This is a genomic window from Leptospira gomenensis, assembly GCF_004770155.1.
Classification (GTDB): Bacteria; Spirochaetota; Leptospiria; order Leptospirales; family Leptospiraceae; genus Leptospira; species Leptospira gomenensis.
In genome coordinates, this window is record NZ_RQFA01000037.1 from 132,518 (window position 1) to 146,488 (window position 13,971).

The following is a 13,971-nucleotide window of genomic DNA, read 5'->3' on the forward strand; positions in this document are numbered from 1 at the left end:
AACCGTTAATTCAGCGTATAAGAGGGCTTCTTAAAAAGCTGAGACTCTCTGAATTTTTTCGGCGACATCCCAGTTTCGCGTAGAAAGGCTCTGTGAAAAACGGAATTGGAATTAAAACCGACCGCATTTCCGACCGATATAACGGAACGACTCGGGTCGTTGATTAGGATCGCTTTCGCTTCTTCTACACGGAATTGATTGATGTAGTTATTGAAATTGATACCTTTGTGATCGTTCAGATACGAGGACAATTGATGTACGGTCACGCCCAACTCTTCCGCGACGCTCGGAAGACGTATATCCTCGTCCAGATAAATACGTTCCTCTTTGATAAGATAGGCGAGTTGTTTTTCGAGGGCTTCTATATCCACATCGTTTAACAGCGATTTTTTGATCACGTTTTTCTGGATCTCGGAAACCGAGACCTGCTCGGACAACAAATCCTGGAAGTATACGCTGACGAAATAGAAGTATACGATTTCGAACGTGGTAACCACTCCTGAATACAACACGAGCAACTTCTGCTCCAATACGATCCCTAAAACTTCCAAAAAGGCGCATACAAAAACCGAAAAAACCAAACCGGCGAGAATCCTTGACTTCGACGTTCTCAAATCGAAAACGCCGTTCTGAAACATACGATACAAAGCGATCCCGACGTAGACGATCACGAATATGTCGGTAAGATACAGGAATAAACCGAACTCGAAGTGACTCTGCTGATCGTATAAACTTGCGATGGGAATCGATAGTACGACCGGAGGAACCAGATTCCAATAGTGTTTGGAGGACAACTTGGGATCGTTGGAAAAGGCCATGATGGAAACTAGATAGACTATAATTCCGCTGGTGGATAAGGCAAGCAGGTCGATCTGAAACAAAAACCGCTTCAACCAATTGTAAGATACAGCGTTGATCGTATTTTCGTCCAAATACTGAAACACGGCCGTAAGAGTCAAAAGCCCCGCCACAAAATAATCGATTTGATTTCTGGCCTTAAGCAGACGACCCGCTCCGATAATCAAAGCGAAAAAAGCGCCGAACCTGGATATCTCAATCAGCAAATCTTCCCGTAGTAACCAATCTATAGTGTTCACCATACTCAACTTCCAAAAGCGAATTTCTTTTTTATAATTTCAGCTTACTCTTAAATCGTGATTCAAATCCGCATCAATCGTTTCGTCGAACCGTATACTTTTCTTCGTCGATTGAAATTGATTCATAAGACCAACAAAATGAGGTCGATTATTTTTCACTCCAAAGATATCGCCTATCACTCCAAAGGAACCACTGACGCCCAAAGGGGAATGAACGCCCATTTTTAATACATATAGTTTTTCTAACGTTAGCCTCTTTTGCCGATTTTTTGCGATTTGCATCCGAATTCCCGCTTCCGTTTATATATTTTCGGAGGAAACCAATAACGAACCTTCGAGCATCGGAAATAAAAACTCCGTTTCATTTTGCAACCTAAGCAACAATGAATCCATCAACACGTTTGAATCATCGATAAACGACTTCGGTTCCTCCAGAATTTTGGAGGGAAGAGACCAAGAGGTTACGTATTTTCTAATTTGATTTTTCAAATCGTTACGGGATGAACGTTTATAAAATCCGAAATCCGCGCTTCTTAGTTCGTTCTCCGGAAAAACCTCGAAAAGGATCAGATAGGTTTCCGTCATAAGATGTTCGTTGAATTTCGCGTTAATGCTCGCAAGGATATCGATCACCTCGCCGACCCTATCTCCGACCGAATCGGTTTTTAGAATCTTAACCAACTCCAAAGCCAATCGTTTTAATCCGGCATTCTGTTTTTTATAAATCTCGCTCTGCATTTCCTACCTCGGAGTATTCTTTGTTCACGGTTTTATTATGTATCTTTATCTGAGTTTTTCGGTTGAACCGATCTTTAAGTCGAGGAGTCGAGCGCCGATTCGAACTCGCGTTTAATGCGAGAAACGTCAGACAGCACGGGAAAAGAAAAAGGAGCGCGACACAAATCAACGGGAACTTCGGATGGATCGCGGAATCCTACCCTATGATGGACTATGAATTTCCTTCGGTCGCCATTTTTCAAATCCGACGATTCGTCCGATTGTTCCCGGATTGTATCAAACGGAATCGCAATCACAAGCAGATTTCGAACTTACGGGCAAACCGGGCCTTTCATCTTAATTCAATCGATATTATAAAACAGTAATAATATCGATTTATAATTATGTGCCACAATCGTTTCTTTTAAGCTGCATCTGAATCGTTTTGCTGATCCGGCGCCTCCGTCTTCAGCGGGAATTCAAATAACGAAGCAAAAGGAATCCAGACGTTTTGTGATAGGTCGATTTTTATCGGATTTAGTGATTGATAAAAATCTCCAAACCGAAGACACAGTTTAAAGGTACATCTATGGAAACGAAATCCGATCCCATTCGATATCAAACGAACGATATGAACATCAAAATCGAGCACATATCTTCGGCCGGAACCCTACCCGGACCGGCGGTTATCATTCAAATTCAAGGGGAAATTAATATCTTCTCGGCCAAAAAACTCAAAGACGCCTTTAACGAGGCGATCGACAACGAAATTTACATTCTTCTAATAGACGTATCCGCCGTTAAAAGTATGGACTCGTCTGGAATCGCAGCGTTTATAGCGGCGCATGCACGACTCGGAAAAATACCGAACGGAAGCCTGGTCCTCTTTTCCCTCACTCCCGAAATAGAAAAAATGTTGGAGCTAACGAGACTCAAATCACTGTTCCGCACCGCTGCCAATCTCACCGAATCGATTCGTCTTCTCGCCAAATAAATTCTGCTTTCGTTAAGGCTCTTAGGATTTGAAAAAGAGCCGCTTCACTTCACCGCATTCGCATATTACCCGTTGCCTTTTCTTAAAAACCGTTTCACACAACGGCTCCTAATTTCTTATAACAACGAATTCATAGATTTATAAGTCCGTTTTTCAATCATGACCGCCCTTGATAGACTTGAGGGATATAGGTCGTGTGCAAATGTCAAATAACGTTCCCGTTTCTCCGCTTATCCTAAGAAGGGCGATCAAATTCTGCTCGGATAACTCCAAAGAGGGTATCGTGCTGTTTTCCAAAAACTGGGAAACCCTATACACGAATTCAACCTTGGACGAACTGTTGCAATCACCGAATTTTCCGAGCATCTACGAAGCGCTTTTGACACACTTAAAGACCTCGAAGGAGACGCGTTACGATAAAGAAATCGGGCTTTCTAATATTCTCCTTGAATCGGGCGCGTTAGACGTCGCTTATTTCAACGATTATACCCTGATGTTGAATTTCATCCTTCACGATTTGGAGGAAGTTAACGCCCTCCGTTTTTTAGCGGTCAGGCAAAATCTTTCCACCGATTTTAAGGAATCGTTTTATTTGGATCGTTTTACGGGACTTCCGAACAAGAACTACTTTCTTTCCATCTATAGCAACAAACGAATCTATAATAATAAATCCAGGAAGGATTATTTTCTCTACCTGATATCGCTCTCCAATCCTGATTCGATCCTGAACAAAGAGGACAATTTTTATTACGAATCCATCGCCCTAAAGATCGCGGATCGTTTGAAAAAATACATTTCCAAAGGGGATCAGATATTCCGACTCGGGCCCGAGCGTTTCCTGATCGCCACCTCAAATATCGAATCCGAAATGGAAGCGGAATGGTTCGCGGAATGTATCATACTTCTATTTTCTTTTCCCTTCACGTATAGGGAACGAGAATTCCATCTAAACGTGAACGTCGGTTACGCCCAATTCGACCAACTCGCCAATTCGGATCTCAATTCGTTGCGTATTTTGGAGGAAGCGATTCAACAATCCTCTCTTATCGGACCGAATTCCTTTTACCACTACGATCGCCAAACCATAGAACAGAACGCCACCCGTGCCAAAATAGAAATCGATCTGCGAAAAGTGCTGAACCGAAACGAGCTGGAACTCGCGTATCAACCGATACTCGACGTTAGACAGGATTCGATCCTTTCCATGGAAGTGTTGTTGCGCTGGAATCATCCCGAAAAGGGGAAATTGATGCCGGCAAGTTTCATCTCAATCGCAGAAAGTTCAAGTTTCATAAAAACGATCGGAGAATGGCTGATCTGGGACACGTTAAAATTCTATAACACGTCCGAACTTAAAGAAAATCAAATATGCATATCTTTGAATATATCCGTTAAACAGCTCCACGACAAACAGATTTTCAACGTTTTAAAGGAAGCCACGGATTTTTACGGAATTTCACCCAACTCGATCATACTGGAGATCGTCGAGGATTCGTTCGACACCAATCTCGTCAAAGTGAACAAAATAATTTCGCTTTTGAAGGAATACGGATATAGGATCGCCATAGACGACTTCGGAAAAGGTTACTCCTCTTTAGGAAGGATCCAGACTCTTCCGGTCGATTATATAAAGTTGGATAAGATCTTTCTCTTTAATTATTTTAAGTCATCCAGTAAGACGATCATTTCGTCCCTAATCAATCTGATCCAAGCGATGGACAAAGCGATCATCGTCGAAGGAGTGGAAAATCCCAACCAACACGAACTCTTACGGGAACTCAACTGCAATTTCGCGCAGGGTTTCCATTACTCATACCCCCTGGAAGCGTCGAAGGCCGAGGAATACGTAAAGTCCAAGTTGAAAAACAAACTTACCAGGAATTAAACAGTGGAACTTATACCGAAACTTAAGTCCCAACATATTATCATAAACGAATACGCTTATCAGATCGAATCGGAAATGGACAAACCTAATCCGAACATAGGACATCTAGTCGAGTTGTTGTCCGTATTCTCGGCGTCCCTGCTCTTTCATCTGAATCTTGAAGACACGATGTTGTATTTCAGGATGGAGAATCATACCCGAAACTCTCCTACGTTAGTCTCCCTTTTCGAGCAATACCGGAAGACGATGTTCGGATTAAAGGATCTGTTGCTCGACTACGCCAGCAAATATTCCGATCCGCTCACCATCGAGATAAACATCTCCAGCTTTCGCAGCGAAACCGTTGAGATCATGAGACATCTGAAAAATAGGATCGATCGGGAGGAAGCGGAGTTTTATCCTTTGATCGAGGACATTCTGCGTAAACTTTCTGCGGACTCCGAAATCCTCTAAACCGCGAGGTCTTACCGAAACTACCTTACCTTTCGAAAAAATTCCGATACCGCGGATGGAAACTCGGACCGAAGAAACGACTCCGATGTCATACCGCTTCGTACGTAAACGTCGGATTCGTAAGTAGATCGGAAAAAAACTCCGATAAAATCCCGAAATCGAACGCGTTTCTTTTTTGCTTGTACTTTTTAGGCGTTTCCTTAATCTGAGCGCATGCAGAAGAATTCTTCCGGGAAAAAGGCGTTTCTCGTCGGCATCACCGGGATGATCGGCGGTGGTAAAAGTACCGCGACGCAACTTCTGCAGGAATCGGGTGCGTTCGTGATCCACGCGGACAATTTAGCAAAACGTTATACGTCATCGGAATCCCCGATTCTTTCCGAACTCGTGGAACTGCTGGGTCCGGAAATCCTCGACGAGAACGGAAACCCGGATCGGAAAAAAATTTCCGATATCGTATTCTCCGACAAGGAAAAACTGAACGGTTTAAACAAACTGATTCATCCGAGGGTCCGCGCCGACTTTCTGAAACTTTTGGAAACGGATGCGGCGGGAAAACTGGTCGTCTGGGAGGTCCCTCTTCTTTTCGAAACCGACGCACATTCCCTCTGCGACGCGACCGTCACGGTGGATTCGGACGAGGAAATCTCGATTTTACGCGCCATGAAACGGGACGGTATGAAAAAAGAGGAGGTTTTAGCGAGAATCTCCAACCAACTCCCTCTCTCGGAAAAACTAAAAAAAGCCGATTATATAGTAAACAACAAAGGCAATCTGGAATCCCTTAGGGAAGAGTGCCGACGTCTTTATACAATTTTATCAGGAAGAATGTCATGAAGGAAAAGATTTTTTACGTAATCAATCTGGATAATAAGAGAATTCTAATACTCTCTTTGTTTTTACTCGGCCTTCTTTGTTCGTTTTTCTTTTTGGGCGTTTCCGTGGGCAAAAAACGCGCGGGTGGTGCGGAAGAATCCCTGGCGTTAAACGACATTAGAAATTCTGAAATTCAAAGTACGATTCCGTTTTCAGAACCCGGCCAAGTTCCGACACAAACCAACGACAACGTTACCGGGCAAATCCCGGCGGCGAGTTCCGCCTCCCCGTCCGGGCAGACGCAGAACCGTTCGGATTCGGTCGCTTTCAAAAATATTCCTCCTGCAACGGAGGTGGTGGAATTCAAAAAATCGAATAACGCAGCTTCGTCGGTTTCGGAAAGGGAACCCAAGGCCGAACTCGAAACCCTCTCTGTAAAGGAACCGGAAACTTCCAAAGAATCGAAAAAAATAAAACGGACCGAGGAGAAAAAGTCGAAACGTGTTTCGGCAAAAACCCAGGATTCGGAAGAGTCAAACGGTTACTCTCTTCAAGTCGCCGCGTTCAAGGAAAAAGAAAAAGCGGACGAACTGAAAAAAACGATTTCCGGAAAAGAAAAAAATACGAAAGCGACCGTCAAAAGATCCAGAAACGGATATTATACGGTGCGTTTTGGCTCCGCTTCGTCTAAAAAAGAAGCAGAAGGATTGGCGACTAAGCTGCCCGCGAAGTTGAGATCCGGAGTCATCGTAGTCAAGGATTGATTTTTATATTGACCTTCTTCGCGTAGCCTACGAAACCTGTTTCTGAATTACGAATGGATCAACACGTGTTAGAGCTAACGCGCAAAGCGGTGGTAAGCGCTACGATCGATAGGCTCCGCACAACGTATTCGGATCTGCTGACCACCATCAAAGGATACGACGGAATCCCGGATTTTTTCGAGCACAATCTTTATTCTCCTTCGAACAAGGAGGAAAGGGATAACGCGCTGGAAAGCCTTTACGAAAAGCTGAAGACGGTCGCGGGAAAATCCATGACCGACAACATACATCAGATCATTCTGCTAAACCGACTTACCGATTCCCTGGACTACGACACCGCCAAAGTCGTTATAGAAAATAATCTCATTGAGAACGGCTTCATCTCCCGAGACAACCTATACGCGGCCATGGGAGAAACCGAACGTTTCGAAGACAGACGACGTCAAATCCAGATGGTCGGAAATACTCTCCGTTTTTTCTTTTCCCTTTCCAAACTTCCCATGATCAAACTCGTAATGGCGCCGATCAAAGTGGCCGCCTCTATGGTAGGCGCGACGTCGCTCGTGGAAACGATGGAGGCCGGTTACGAATTATCGAGTAAAATTCGTGATCTCAATCCGTTTATCGAAGCCTTTGTAGATAGGGAAAATCGACTGATAGGAAAACTCGAAACCGGGAATCCGGTCGGCGAAGTTTCCAACTAAAATCGGGTCTCTACTTCAAAACACATTCAAGGATTTTAATTTACTTATAAACTCGCGCGTGTATTCCGCTTTGCCGACGGGATGAAGATGGGAAGCGTCGAAGAACAGTTCCGGCTTGGTCTCGAAGTATTCCGGTTTCAGACGGACATACGTCGTACGGTGGTTTTCGGCGATTTCCGCGAGTTTGGAACGAACGACGGAGAATTTTGCGTCCTCCTCGGAGGAGAAGTAGTAGTTCGGCGTTTCCAGCAGGATAGTCCGTATTCCGTCTCGCTCGGTCAACTTTAGTATTTCATGAAGTTCTGAAATTAAGTTAGGATCGGTTTCAGGAAGGAAGGTTTGGTATTGTTTTTTCCAAGATTCTATCCTTTCGTCTCCCGACGGTTCGGTCGCGTGTAAACTCCATCGAAACGCTCCGGAAAGATATTTGTCGTATAACTTGGAAAATACGAAATGTGAAAACGAATTCAAGGAATACGCGCGTGAAACGCGGAATGCGGAATATTCCGCGGTCGATTCTTCTGCCCGTATCTTACGATCCAGAAAATCGACGAACCAACCCCTGTGATAGTATCCCTTTACGGATTTATAGGCGGAATCCGGATATCGACCGCGATGAAAGACCAACTTGTCCGTTTCCAATACGATCAGCGCAGGTCGTTCGTTGCGATTGACTCGGATGAATTCCGAGATCATCTCCTTTCTGAGAACGAGGTCCGCTCCGGGGACGTTGAGAAGCCGAACCCGTTTTCCGATTCCGGCTCCGAGTTCGGCGGGATCCAAATCCCACAGTATATGACTCGAACCTACGACCAGAACGTCGCCTGCCTGGAAATTCTTGGCCATCGAGAACATCTTGTCGTATTGATTGAACAAAAGCGAATATAAGATCCTGTCGAACGAAAACACGGACAATAGAAGGACGAACAACAAGCTCGCATAACGCAGCGATTTAGAATTGGAAGTAGATGAAACTCGATCCATAAAAAACGCCTCCCGTCAGTGTGAATGCGACGAACATTCCCGCTACTACCCAATCGACATACCTCGCCCGGTTTTCTTTCGTTTTTTCCCAAACCGGAAACGCAGTCTCCAAGATTAGAAAAACTACGATGGCGAAAATTCCCGCCTTCTTTTGGAATTCTACGATCAGATCCAGAGGAGCTCCCGACGCGGATTCCCAGATTCTTTGTAGGATAAGATGGGCTACTTCGATCGATTTCGAACGGAAATAAACCCAACTAAAAAGTATACAATGAAACGTGATCAGAACGCCGATCCATCGGAACACGGTTTTACCGAATACTTCGGTTTTTACGTAACGACGGTAAAGCGTTTCGACGGCGAGATAAACTCCGTTACACAATCCCCAAACGACGAAGGTCCAATTCGCTCCGTGCCAAATTCCGGACAAACCGAAAACGATTAATAAATTTCGAATATGCCGAAATGTTGATACTCGATTTCCGCCGAGAGGTATATAGACGTAGTCCCGGAACCAGGAGGACAACGAGATATGCCAACGACTCCAGAATTCCGAAACGCCCGCCGAGAAATAAGGACGGTCGAAGTTTCTCATCAAATCGATCCCTAGGATTTTTGCGGTTCCTATCGCTATATTTGAATAACCCGCGAAATCGCAGTAAATCTGAAAGGCGAAAAAATATGTGGCCCATAGAAGATCTCCCCCCGATTTTCCGGACGGATCGTCGTACATCGCGTCCACGAAAACGGACAATCGGTCCGCGACGAAGAGCTTCATTAGAAAACCGTAAATTATATACTTCAAACCCTTTTCAACGTTTTCGAAAAGTAGTTTATGTTCCCGATGGAATTGGGTCATAAGATGATGCGCGCGTTCTATGGGACCTGCGACCAATTGCGGGAAAAACATCACGTAAACCCAGTAGTATCCCAGATGCCGCTCGGCCTTGATTTTTCCCTGATAAACTTCGACGATATAACCCATCGACTGGAACGTATGAAAGGAAAGTCCGATCGGAAGAACGATGTTCAACGGAGAAACGGGCAGGTCCGAAGAGAAGAGAAACTTATAAACGGCTCCGGTGTTATCGAGAAGAAAGTTGAAGTATTTAAAAAAGATGAGAATTCCTACATTGGATACGATGCTGAAAATCAAAAACATTCTTCGTTTAGAACCGGACGCGTTTTCGATCCAAAGCGCGAGGTAATAATCCAATACGATCGTAAACGCAAGGATCAGGATGTAGGCCGGAATAAAGGCCATGTAAAAATAACAACTGGCGAGTAGGAGCAGAATCCAGCGGAATCGAAAAGGAAGAAAAAAATAAACCGCTACGACGATCGGGTAAAATAAGAGAAAATGAATCGAGTTGAATAACATGAAATCGTTCTTCTACAAAAGCCGTCGTCGATGATCCGACGTTCGTGTCGATTGGGTGGAATCAGATTTTGGGATTCGTCGTAATTGTAAAGTCAAAAGCGGGAGCTGGCTTTGTGCGAGAAGCGCTTGCGAGTAGAGGGACTCGAACCCCCACACATTCCTGCACCAGAACCTAAATCTGGCGTGTCTACCAATTCCACCATACTCGCGCGGTCTCTCCAATGTTCGCCAAGTTCCGACGGCGTCAAGCGGAAAGAGACGGAAAGTTAAACGGGGAGTTCCTACGTCGAGGTCGTTTCGGTTTCGTTGGAAAGAGATTTCAAAATCGGACAACTGGGTCTGTGATCTCCTTTACAATGGTGCGCGAGATGTTGGAGCGTGTCCGCCATTTCCCGTAGTTCCGCGATTTTATTCTCGAGTGTTTTGAGATGCGCCAAGGCAAGCGACTTCACTTCGGAACTCGCCCTACTCTGATTTCTCCAAAGTCCGACGAGTTTTTTGATCTCCTTGAGCGCGAATCCCATATTCCTCGCACGTTTCACAAACCGAAGGATATGAACGTCGTCGGAAGAATACGTCCTATAACCGGAATCCCTTCTTCTCGCCTTAGGAATCAGACCGATCGATTCGTAATGTCGGATCTGTTTTGCGCTGACCCCCGACTCCTTGGAAACTTCGCCTATATTCATAAAGAAGACCTCGTTTTCGTTCTTTGTTAGACTCCGTTTCCGTCTTGCGAAGGGCGAGTTCCGACTTGGAAGCGGTGCGACACATCGAGATCATATCGTTCCATTTTTTTTCTTCCGTCAATAGGAATCGATCGTTCGGTGACACTTTACGTTCTCTTCGATCGAAAAAAACGACACGTTTCAAAACGACCGATACCGTAGGATAAGTTACGTTCTGGTCCAGTTCGAAATGGAATTTCTAAAACGGCCCCGCCCCTTTTCACCGCGCTAAATCTCTGCGATTTCGAAGTTTCGATTCGCGATTTTCGATTCGTCTTCGAAATCCAAAACCTTGTCCTTATGGGAAGGTTGAGTTCGTTCGATAAAAAATTTCTAAATTAACGAAATTTTTCGAAGGCGGGTATTGACTTTACCATAGTGGGAGGGTTTACCCTTGGTTTTACGGCCGGTTCTACGAAACCGGCAGGAGTAAAATTTATGTTTGAATTTAAGGTGGAAAATATGACCTGCCCCAGTTGTGCCGGAGTCGTTACGAAGTCGATCAAATCCGTGGATCCGACCGTTCCAGGGAACGCGAAAGTTTCCGATCAAAGTGTTTTCGTTCAAAGCGAACTCTCCGATAAGGAATCGGCCGACCTCATCGAAGAATGCGGTTTTCCCGTCCGGAACATACGTTCCGATTTCGGGTCGAGAATAGAATCCGTAAAGGAAGGCAAAGGCGGTTTATCATGAGAACTTCGTCCGCGAAAATGTTTTCGATTTTTTTTCTATGGATTAGTATATTCGTACATCAAGATATTCTTGCGCATGGGGAACACGAATCCGGCCCCAACGGGGGATTGATTCGTATGCCCGGCGGTTTTCACACGGAATTGATCGTTTTAAAGGACGGTCTCAAGGTTTATCTTCTCGATATCGAATTTAAAAATCCTTCCACAAAAAACGGCGCCCTTTCTGCGAAAATCGTTCGAGGGAAGTCGGAACAAAAGCTACAATGCCAATCCCATCCGGATCATTTTTTCTGTCCGGTTTCCGATCTTCCTGCCGTCGGCAAAATCGTCTTAAAGGCCACACGGGAAAAAATGGAAGGGATCGAAGCCGTGTATGATCTCCCTGTTCGAAACGTTCCGTAGGAATTCCGACGATTCGAGGCGACTTCCGCGGAAAAGGTTGGGTCCCGACTTCGAAGGAAAATTTTTTCGTGAAATCGGAAATTACGCGGGAGTTCCCGCGTAATTTCGTCGGTAAAACTTTGTAGGAAGACATTCGGGAAAGATCCTGTTTGTAAGCGGATTCAACGTGTCGGAGGTAATTTTTCCCACAAACGATGCGGGAACTCCCTCCTTCCCAAAGCAAATACGGTACATCCCGAAAAACAAAACTTCCTTTTCCCAAAAAAGGTCGGAGGACCGGCGATAAACGACGAATAAGACGATCCAAGGAGGCGACAAAGGCCTTTTTCGAGCGGCAGCCAGATCAGACAAACGACAAAACCGAACGCCCGGGCTCAGTCGTTTCTATCGACGGTTTCGAAAAGTTTCCGGAAAAGAACCGAATACGCCTCCGCAAGTTCCACATCTTCTTTCCGCGTAATTTTGAGATTGAACGGATGGGATTCTACGATCGCAGCTTTGACTCCGGCGCTCAACGCCCAAGAACAAAGATCCGTAGGTTCGGAGTTTGTGGAGGAAAAAAGCAACTCCTTGACTACGTCTCCGCGAATCCCCTGAGGAGTTTTCATAAACCAAACGTGTTCCCGATCCAAAAGCGAAACCGTTTGTCCATTACGTTCTTCTAATACTGTTTCCGACGTTCTCGCGGCGAGAGTAGCCGCACCGTCCCTACGAACGTTCTCACAAAGAGAATCCAGATCTCGGGCGAGAACGAAAGGTCTCGCGGCGTCGTGAACCAACACGATATCTTCGTTTTGAAGTTCGAGCGCCGACAAACCGCAAAGCGTGGAAGCGTGTCTGGAATCCCCGCCTTCCACGATACGATCGTCTTCCCGAAGATACGGAGAACAGATCGTTTCCGTTTTTTCCATCGAATCCTCGTGGGAAACCAACACGATCCGTTTCTGTTTGCCCCAATTCTGAAATCGTTTCAGACTATGAAGTAGAATCGGCTCTCCGTTAACTTCCAAAAATTGTTTCGGAACGGAAGCTCCCATTCTTGTACCGGTGCCGCCGGCGAGAATCAATACGTGGATTTTTTCAGAGAGAAACAGGGACTTCATTCTGAAAGATCTGTTCCAAATTCTGACGTTTGCGAATCAGCTGAAACCCTCCGTCCGTACCCACAAGAACCTCGGCCGTCTCGGGAAAAGAATTGTAATTTTTGGTGGACATGGAAGAACAATAAGCCCCCGCCCCTTCCATTACAACATAATCTCCTAATTTAGCTTCTTCTGTTATTCTCGTGACCGGCCCACCGCCTTCAGCCTGCGTGATCAAATCTCCGCTTTCGCAACAATGTCCCACGTAGACGTATTCCGCTGTTTTACCGGAACGGTTCCCTTCCGCAGAAACGACGACTAACGGATGTCTTGCCGCGTACAGGGAAGGCCTCGTATTCACGTCCATACCGGAATCGAGTTTTACGAACGTATAACCGCCGTTACCCGTCGATACGACGTCGTCCACCGCGGAGACGACGGCTCCGTTATTCACCATCATAAACGAACCAGGTTCGATCTCAAGATGAAGTTTGGTTCCGTGTTTTGAGGCGAATTCGCGGAACAACTCCGCGACCGGAGCTCCGATCGTCTGAAAATCGGTGGTCTTTTCGTCTTCCATTCTGCCGACCTTAAACCCGCCCCCCAAATCCAGAATCCTACAATCGGGAAACTGCGCGGCGATATCCAAGGAAACCTGTGCGACGGCTCTCCAAACATCCGGATCACTTCCGGATCCGATATGCGTATGGACTTTGAAAATTTTCAGTCCGTATGAAGCCGCGATCCCTTTGACCTTGTCGATGTCTTCGTGCCAAACTCCGAACGAAGAAGTTTTTCCGCCAACGTCGGTTTTTTTCGTATGTCCGGAGCCGAGCCCGGGATTAAAACGAACACTGACTTCTTTACCGGGAAATAATTTTCCGAAGGATTCCAACTGACGCAACGAACACGCGTTGAAGACTACGCCCTTTTCCACGAGCTCTTTGAGATCCTTCGCGAGCTCTTGGGAAGTCAACATGATCTGTTCCGGTTTGAATCCGTAATGAATCGCGCGTCGCGCTTCGTATTCGGAACTCGCGTCGATATGGATCCCTTTACGTTTCATGATTTCGAGAACGGTGCGATTGGGATTGGCCTTCATCGCGTATCGAACGGTCAAACCGAATGCGTTCGGAAACGCGAGCGCAGTATCGCAGCTTTTTTCGATTCCCTCTCTGGAATAAACGAAAACGGGGGTTCCGAATTGTTTCGCGATCGAACGCACCTGGGCTTCCGTCAAAAATTTTAATTTTTCTATTGATTGCATAGTGA

16 protein-coding genes and 1 tRNA gene are annotated in these 13,971 nt (G+C 45.6%); 8 read left to right on the forward strand and 9 right to left on the reverse strand.

Annotated features, from left to right (window positions below):
* Positions 1-5 precede the first annotated feature (5 nt).
* Genes EHQ17_RS09000 through EHQ17_RS09010 form a run of 3 tightly spaced genes read right to left on the reverse strand, consistent with a single transcriptional unit; the run spans position 6 to position 1,835 of the window.
* Complete coding sequence (locus EHQ17_RS09000) at positions 6-1,097, reverse strand: AraC family transcriptional regulator (protein WP_167881147.1); 1,092 nt, start codon at positions 1,095-1,097, stop codon at positions 6-8.
* 39 nt (positions 1,098-1,136) lie between these two features.
* Positions 1,137-1,379, reverse strand: a complete 243-nt coding sequence (locus EHQ17_RS09005) for a hypothetical protein (protein WP_135595302.1) — start codon at positions 1,377-1,379, stop codon at positions 1,137-1,139.
* A gap of 18 nt (positions 1,380-1,397) precedes the next feature.
* The gene (locus EHQ17_RS09010; RefSeq protein WP_135595301.1) at positions 1,398-1,835 is read right to left on the reverse strand and encodes a hypothetical protein; all 438 of its coding nucleotides are present in this window, start codon (positions 1,833-1,835) and stop codon (positions 1,398-1,400) included.
* A 568-nt stretch (positions 1,836-2,403) separates the two neighbouring features.
* Between EHQ17_RS09010 and EHQ17_RS09015 the strand changes: the two genes are divergently transcribed.
* From EHQ17_RS09015 to EHQ17_RS09040, 6 genes are all read left to right on the forward strand, one after another.
* On the forward strand, positions 2,404-2,808 hold the full coding sequence (locus EHQ17_RS09015) for an STAS domain-containing protein (RefSeq protein ID WP_135595300.1): 405 nt from the start codon (positions 2,404-2,406) through the stop codon (positions 2,806-2,808).
* 202 nt (positions 2,809-3,010) lie between these two features.
* Complete coding sequence (locus EHQ17_RS09020; protein ID WP_135595299.1) at positions 3,011-4,693, forward strand: bifunctional diguanylate cyclase/phosphodiesterase; 1,683 nt, start codon at positions 3,011-3,013, stop codon at positions 4,691-4,693.
* A 3-nt stretch (positions 4,694-4,696) separates the two neighbouring features.
* Positions 4,697-5,146 carry a hemerythrin domain-containing protein gene (locus tag EHQ17_RS09025; protein WP_135595298.1) on the forward strand — a complete coding sequence of 150 codons (450 nt, stop codon included), beginning with the start codon at positions 4,697-4,699 and terminating at the stop codon, positions 5,144-5,146.
* Between the two features lie 213 nt (positions 5,147-5,359).
* The gene (gene coaE, locus EHQ17_RS09030) at positions 5,360-5,983 is read left to right on the forward strand and encodes a dephospho-CoA kinase (protein ID WP_135595297.1); all 624 of its coding nucleotides are present in this window, start codon (positions 5,360-5,362) and stop codon (positions 5,981-5,983) included.
* A complete protein-coding gene (locus EHQ17_RS09035) occupies positions 5,980-6,726 on the forward strand; it encodes an SPOR domain-containing protein (RefSeq protein WP_135595296.1) in 747 nt (248 codons plus the stop codon). The genes coaE and EHQ17_RS09035 overlap by 4 nt, the downstream gene beginning before the upstream one ends.
* A gap of 53 nt (positions 6,727-6,779) precedes the next feature.
* Entirely contained in the window at positions 6,780-7,430 is a 651-nt protein-coding gene (locus EHQ17_RS09040) for an FFLEELY motif protein (protein WP_135595295.1), read from the forward strand.
* Positions 7,431-7,445: 15 nt separating this feature from the next.
* On the opposite strand, the gene EHQ17_RS09045 is transcribed toward EHQ17_RS09040, so the two are convergent.
* From EHQ17_RS09045 to cueR, 4 genes are all read right to left on the reverse strand, one after another.
* A complete protein-coding gene (locus tag EHQ17_RS09045) occupies positions 7,446-8,414 on the reverse strand; it encodes a hypothetical protein (protein WP_135595294.1) in 969 nt (322 codons plus the stop codon).
* On the reverse strand, positions 8,383-9,795 hold the full coding sequence (locus EHQ17_RS09050; protein WP_135595293.1) for an MBOAT family O-acyltransferase: 1,413 nt from the start codon (positions 9,793-9,795) through the stop codon (positions 8,383-8,385). The genes EHQ17_RS09045 and EHQ17_RS09050 overlap by 32 nt, the downstream gene beginning before the upstream one ends.
* A gap of 127 nt (positions 9,796-9,922) precedes the next feature.
* Positions 9,923-10,004: transfer RNA gene (locus tag EHQ17_RS09055), tRNA-Leu, on the reverse strand.
* A 72-nt stretch (positions 10,005-10,076) separates the two neighbouring features.
* The gene (cueR, locus tag EHQ17_RS09060) at positions 10,077-10,484 is read right to left on the reverse strand and encodes a Cu(I)-responsive transcriptional regulator (RefSeq protein WP_135595292.1); all 408 of its coding nucleotides are present in this window, start codon (positions 10,482-10,484) and stop codon (positions 10,077-10,079) included.
* 477 nt (positions 10,485-10,961) lie between these two features.
* Between cueR and EHQ17_RS09065 the strand changes: the two genes are divergently transcribed.
* Both EHQ17_RS09065 and EHQ17_RS09070 read left to right on the forward strand, forming a co-directional pair.
* On the forward strand, positions 10,962-11,216 hold the full coding sequence (locus EHQ17_RS09065; RefSeq protein ID WP_210412881.1) for a heavy-metal-associated domain-containing protein: 255 nt from the start codon (positions 10,962-10,964) through the stop codon (positions 11,214-11,216).
* Positions 11,213-11,617, forward strand: a complete 405-nt coding sequence (locus EHQ17_RS09070; RefSeq protein WP_135595291.1) for a hypothetical protein — start codon at positions 11,213-11,215, stop codon at positions 11,615-11,617. Before EHQ17_RS09065 ends, EHQ17_RS09070 begins: the two co-directional genes overlap by 4 nt.
* Before the next feature lie 374 nt (positions 11,618-11,991).
* On the opposite strand, the gene EHQ17_RS09075 is transcribed toward EHQ17_RS09070, so the two are convergent.
* Both EHQ17_RS09075 and EHQ17_RS09080 read right to left on the reverse strand, forming a co-directional pair.
* Positions 11,992-12,720 (reverse strand): IspD/TarI family cytidylyltransferase, encoded by a 729-nt coding sequence (locus EHQ17_RS09075; protein WP_135595290.1) that lies wholly within the window; start codon positions 12,718-12,720, stop codon positions 11,992-11,994.
* Positions 12,698-13,966 (reverse strand): diaminopimelate decarboxylase, encoded by a 1,269-nt coding sequence (locus EHQ17_RS09080; protein WP_135595289.1) that lies wholly within the window; start codon positions 13,964-13,966, stop codon positions 12,698-12,700. The genes EHQ17_RS09075 and EHQ17_RS09080 overlap by 23 nt, the downstream gene beginning before the upstream one ends.
* Positions 13,967-13,971: the final 5 nt, after the last annotated feature.